Annotated in this window: 6 protein-coding genes and 1 pseudogene; 5 read left to right on the forward strand and 2 right to left on the reverse strand. The window is 65.7% G+C overall.

Going from position 1 to position 4,806, the window contains the following annotated elements; translation table 11 throughout:
* A pseudogene (locus WAO18_RS01365) lies at positions 1-314 on the forward strand (hypothetical protein); the annotation flags it as partial.
* Positions 315-346: 32 nt separating this feature from the next.
* Here WAO18_RS01365 and WAO18_RS01370 read toward each other — a convergent pair.
* Positions 347-724, reverse strand: coding sequence for a hypothetical protein (locus tag WAO18_RS01370; protein WP_422203244.1), 378 nt, complete (start codon positions 722-724; stop codon positions 347-349).
* A 117-nt stretch (positions 725-841) separates the two neighbouring features.
* Between WAO18_RS01370 and WAO18_RS01375 the strand changes: the two genes are divergently transcribed.
* The 3 genes from WAO18_RS01375 to WAO18_RS01385 are packed head-to-tail and all read left to right on the forward strand — an operon-like array spanning position 842 to position 4,000.
* Positions 842-1,633 carry an SDR family oxidoreductase gene (locus tag WAO18_RS01375; RefSeq protein ID WP_422203245.1) on the forward strand — a complete coding sequence of 264 codons (792 nt, stop codon included), beginning with the start codon at positions 842-844 and terminating at the stop codon, positions 1,631-1,633.
* Positions 1,634-1,635: 2 nt separating this feature from the next.
* Positions 1,636-2,712: a diacylglycerol kinase gene (locus tag WAO18_RS01380; RefSeq protein WP_422203246.1), complete on the forward strand. Its 1,077-nt coding sequence runs from the start codon at positions 1,636-1,638 to the stop codon at positions 2,710-2,712.
* Between the two features lie 49 nt (positions 2,713-2,761).
* Positions 2,762-4,000, forward strand: coding sequence for an Nramp family divalent metal transporter (locus WAO18_RS01385; RefSeq protein ID WP_422203247.1), 1,239 nt, complete (start codon positions 2,762-2,764; stop codon positions 3,998-4,000).
* On the opposite strand, the gene WAO18_RS01390 is transcribed toward WAO18_RS01385, so the two are convergent.
* The gene (locus WAO18_RS01390; protein ID WP_422203249.1) at positions 3,972-4,199 is read right to left on the reverse strand and encodes a hypothetical protein; all 228 of its coding nucleotides are present in this window, start codon (positions 4,197-4,199) and stop codon (positions 3,972-3,974) included. The two genes, WAO18_RS01385 and WAO18_RS01390, sit on opposite strands and share 29 nt — an antisense overlap.
* A 227-nt stretch (positions 4,200-4,426) precedes the next feature.
* On the opposite strand from WAO18_RS01390, the gene WAO18_RS01395 reads away from it, so the two are divergent.
* Positions 4,427-4,806: gamma-glutamylcyclotransferase family protein (locus WAO18_RS01395; protein ID WP_422203251.1), on the forward strand; the 380-nt coding region annotated here is incomplete at its 3' end.

Raw genomic sequence — 4,806 nt, forward strand, 5'->3', positions numbered from 1 at the left:
ACCCCACACAGCATGACGCGATCTTCCTCACGTTCGACGAGGACAACAACAACCTGTCACTGGGCTTCGGTAACGAAGGCAACAACGTTCCGATGATCGTCATCCCGAACGGTGGCGCCGTGACCGACGGGGGGATGATATCCGGCCCCTTCACCACCGACGCCCACTACAACGAGTACAGCCTGATGGCCACTATCGAAGACGCCTTGCGTGGGCATGCCTCGCCGAATGTGCTGGACCCGTTGGCCCCGCTCACTGACAACGACAAGTACGCCCAACCCATGAACGCTTTCTGGAATCTCCCATCGCCGTAGAGAACGGTGATCCAGAGCCGGGTGCGACGAGCTCAGGCCTTCGGGCAGAACATGCCCAGGATCTGCTGGCAATTGCTTCGGTCGATGACGAACGGCCCCGGATCCGTCGGGGGCGGAGGCGGTGGCGGCACCTGACCCTCGAAGATATTGTTCGCGACATTTCCCTGGCCGGTGTAGACGTACCAGTAGGTGTGGCAGACGTTGAAATCCCATCGGACCGGGTTTGTCACGTGGTTGCCGGTCTGCACCGGCGGATCCCCAGGGCACCAGTGGCACGGGCCGCTCGGGTTGTTTTCCGGGCAGCCGGGCCAGGCATCCGCTGCGGCAGTTCCCGCCGTTACGATCAGACCCGCCCCGAGGGCTGCCGACAGCAGTCCGCCGGCAACGACGTTCTTCAGAGTGGTGTGCATAGTCCGAAAAGTAGGGACGACCGCTTGGCAGATCCTTAACGCCCGCCCGAAGAAAAACTAGAACGTGTTTCAGAAATCGCCTTCCCTGCCCATCAACGCCTTGTTACGGTGACGCCCGTGATCCTCGACAAATTCAGACTCGATGACCAAGTCGCGATCGTTACCGGCGGTGGCCGTGGACTTGGCGCAGCCATCGCGCTGGCCTTTGCCGACGTCGGCGCCGACGTCGTCATCGCCTCGCGCACCCAATCCGAACTAGAGGCCGTCGCCGAAAAGGTCCGCGCCGCAGGCCGGCGCGCCCACATCGTCACCGCGGACCTGGCCCAGCCGGAGGTCACCGCGGAGCTGGCCGGCCAGGCCATCGAGGCGTTCGGGCGACTGGACATCGTCGTGAACAACGTCGGCGGGACCATGCCGAACGGGCTGCTCACCACCTCGACGAAAGACCTCAAGAGCGCGTTCACCTTCAACGTCGCCACCGCCCACGCCCTTACCGTCGCCGCAGTGCCGCTGATGCTCGAGCACTCCGGCGGCGGCAGCATCATCAACATCACCTCGACGATGGGACGGGTGGCCGGCCGCGGGTTTGCGGCATACGGCACCGCCAAGGCCGCACTCGCGCATTACACGCGACTGGCCGCGCTGGACCTGTGCCCACGGGTCCGGGTCAACGCCATCGCGCCCGGCTCGATCGCGACGTCCGCGTTGGACGTGGTCGCCTCCAACGACGAGCTGCGCGAGCCGATGGAAAAGGTGACACCGATGCGCCGCCTGGGCGAACCTGACGAGATTGCAGCCGCCGCAGTGTATTTGGCGTCGCCAGCCGGCGCCTACCTGACCGGCAAGGTGATCGAAGTCGACGGCGGCATCACGTTTCCCAACCTCGACCTACCGATCCCGGACCTGTGACCATGGCTATTCGAGTCGCGGCGATCAGCACCGGAAATGTCGGCATCCATGCTCTCAAAGCACTGATCAGCAATCCGGACTACGAGCTCACCGGCGTGTGGGTGTCCTCGGACGCCAAAGCCGGCAAAGACGCCGGAGAGCTTGCCGGCCTTGATGTCTCGACCGGGATCACCGCCTCGACCGATCTGGATGCGGTGCTGGCCACGGGCCCACAGTGCGCGGTCTACACCGCGCTGGCCGACAACCGGCTGCCCGACGCGCTCGAGGACTATCGGCGCATCCTGGCCGCCGGGGTGAATGTCGTCGGCAGCAGCGCGGTGTTCCTGCAGTACCCATGGCAGGTGCTCCCAGACGAGCTGCTCGCCCCAATCGAAGATGCTGCGCGGGAAGGCAATTCGAGCCTATTCGTGAACGGCATCGATCCCGGATTCGCCAACGACCTGCTTCCGCTGGCGCTGGCCGGAACGTGTCAGAGCGTCCAGCAGATCCGCTGCATGGAGATCGTCGACTACGCCACCTACGACAGCGCAGCCGTCATGTTCGACGTGATGGGATTCGGCAAGCCGCTCGACGACATCCCGATGCTGCTGCAACCGGGGGTGCTGAGCCTGGCGTGGGGGTCGGTGGTGCGCCAACTCGCCGCCGGTCTTGGCGTCGAACTCGACCAGGTCACCGAACGACACGAGCGGGTGCCCGCGCCCGAGGACTTCGACATCGCCTCGGGGCACATCCCCAAGGGCAGTGCCGCGGCGCTGCGATTCGAGGTGCACGGGCTGGTCGACGGCCACCCCGTGGTCGTCCTCGAACATGTCACCCGATTGCGCGAAGACCTGTGCCCCGAGTGGCCGCAGCCGGCACAACCCGGTGGCTGCTACCGGATCGAGATCACCGGCGAACCGTCCTACGGCATTGACGTCTGTCTGAGCAGCCCGAACGGAGACCACAACCACGCCGGTCTGGTGGCGACGGCGATGCGCGTCGTCAACGCCATCCCCGCGGTGGTGGCCGCGCCCGCCGGGATCCGCACCACCCTGGACCTGCCGCTGATCACCGGCCGCGGCCTGTACTCGGCCGGCTAGAGGTTTCGGCTAACCTAACTTTCTTATTCGTAGACGGAAAGTGAGTTAGGTGGCCCAGGACACCAGCGCGCGGCTCAAAACCGGGTGGTATCTGCTCGGCCCCGCCTTCGTGGCCGCCATCGCCTACGTCGACCCGGGCAACGTCGCCGCGAACATCAGCGCGGGCGCGCAGTTCGGCTTCGCGCTGCTGTGGGTGATCGTCCTGGCGAATGTGATGGCCGGGCTCGTGCAATACCTGTCGGCGAAGCTCGGGCTGGTGAGCGGGCGCACGCTGCCCGAAGCAATCGGCGGACAGCTCGGCCGCCCGGCCCGGCTGGCCTTCTGGCTGCAGGCCGAGATCGTCGCGATGGCCACCGACGTCGCGGAGGTGATCGGCGGTGCGATCGCGCTGCATATCCTGTTCGGGCTACCGCTGCTGGTCGGCGGGGTCATTACCGGGGTGGTGTCGCTGCTGCTGCTGCGAATTCAGGACCAGCGCGGCCAACAGATTTTCGAACGCGTGATCACCGGGCTGCTGCTGTTGATCGCCGTCGGCTTCACCGCCAGCTTTTTCGTGGCGACGCCGCCGCCCGGGGATGTGGTCGGCGGGCTGGTGCCGCGATTCCTCGGAAAGGAAAGCGTGCTGCTGGCCGCAGCCATCCTGGGCGCGACGGTGATGCCGCATGCGGTGTATCTGCATTCCGGGCTGGCCCGAGACCGGCACGGCCATCCTGAACCCGGCCCCGAGCGACGGCGACTGCTGCGGATCACCCGGCTGGACGTCGGGCTCGCGATGGTCGTCGCGGGTGGGGTAAACGCCGCCATGCTGCTGGTCGCTGCGCTGAATATGCGGAGCCGCGGCGGCATCGGCTCCATCGAGGTGGCCTACACCGCCGTACACGACACGGTGAGTCCCCTGATCGCTGTGTTCTTCGCGGTCGGGTTGCTGGCGTCGGGGCTGGCGTCAGCATCGGTGGGCGCCTACGCCGGCGCGATGATCATGCAGGGGCTGTTGCATCGGTCGATTCCGATGGTGCTGCGCCGGTTGGCCACGCTGGCGCCCGCGCTGTTGATCCTTGCCCTGGGTTTTAATCCGACCCGCACGTTAGTGCTGTCGCAAGTGGTCTTGTCCTTCGGCATACCGTTCGCGTTACTGCCGCTGGTTCGACTGACCGGCAATCGGGAGCTGATGGGAACCGACGTCAACCACCGGGTCACCACCGCCGTCGGCTGGCTGATCGGCGTGCTGATCAGCCTTCTCAACGTGGTGCTGATCTACCTCACCGTGACGAGGAGCGGCTCGGCCTAGCACCGGGAGTCCCGTTGTCCTGCTGCGGTTCTCCGCAGGCAGAAAGCTCGAGGAGTTCATCCAGCAGCGCGTCCATCTGGCTGATCGACGGCAACGGTCCGCCGCGCTGGCGATAGGCGCTACGGACACTGGCCAGCAGTCGTAAATCACGCTCGACCGTGTGCCGGTCCCGCGTGCCGTCGTCGTCCGCGCCGCCCATCAAACAATCCTTTCACCGCGGGCAGCCTCGCAAACACGATGACGTAGGGAATCAACCTCGCGGTCACCGCCAACTCAGAAGTCGTTCGGGCACTTGACCGAACATGCGCCCGCCTGCCGACACCGTCGGAGGCCGAGCAAATAATTCGCTCGGCTAACATCGAGATCGTGACGCAGCGCCGTCGTCATTCCTACTTCGCGTACGGGTCGAATCTGTGCGTGCGGCAAATGGCGCAGCGGTGCCCCGAGGCCGTCAACGCACGCCGGGCTGTGCTCGGCGACCACGATTGGCTGATCAATCAACGCGGGGTGGCGACCGTCGAACCATTGCACGGGACGCAGGTGCACGGAGTCGTCTGGGATTTGTCCGACCACGATCTGGCCGCCCTGGACAGCGCCGAAGGCGTGCCGGTGCGGTACCGACGCGACCAATTGACCGTGCAGACCGAAGGCGGGCCGTCGGATGCGTGGGTCTATGTCGACCATCGCGTGAATCTGGGGCCGCCGCGACCGGGCTATCTGGAACGCATCATCGACGGTGCTCTGCATCACGGGTTGCCCCAGCACTGGATCGATTTTCTGCGACGATGGGATCCCGCGCGGTGGCC

This window comes from Mycobacterium sp. (assembly GCF_049278535.1).
Classification (GTDB): domain Bacteria; phylum Actinomycetota; class Actinomycetes; order Mycobacteriales; family Mycobacteriaceae; genus Mycobacterium.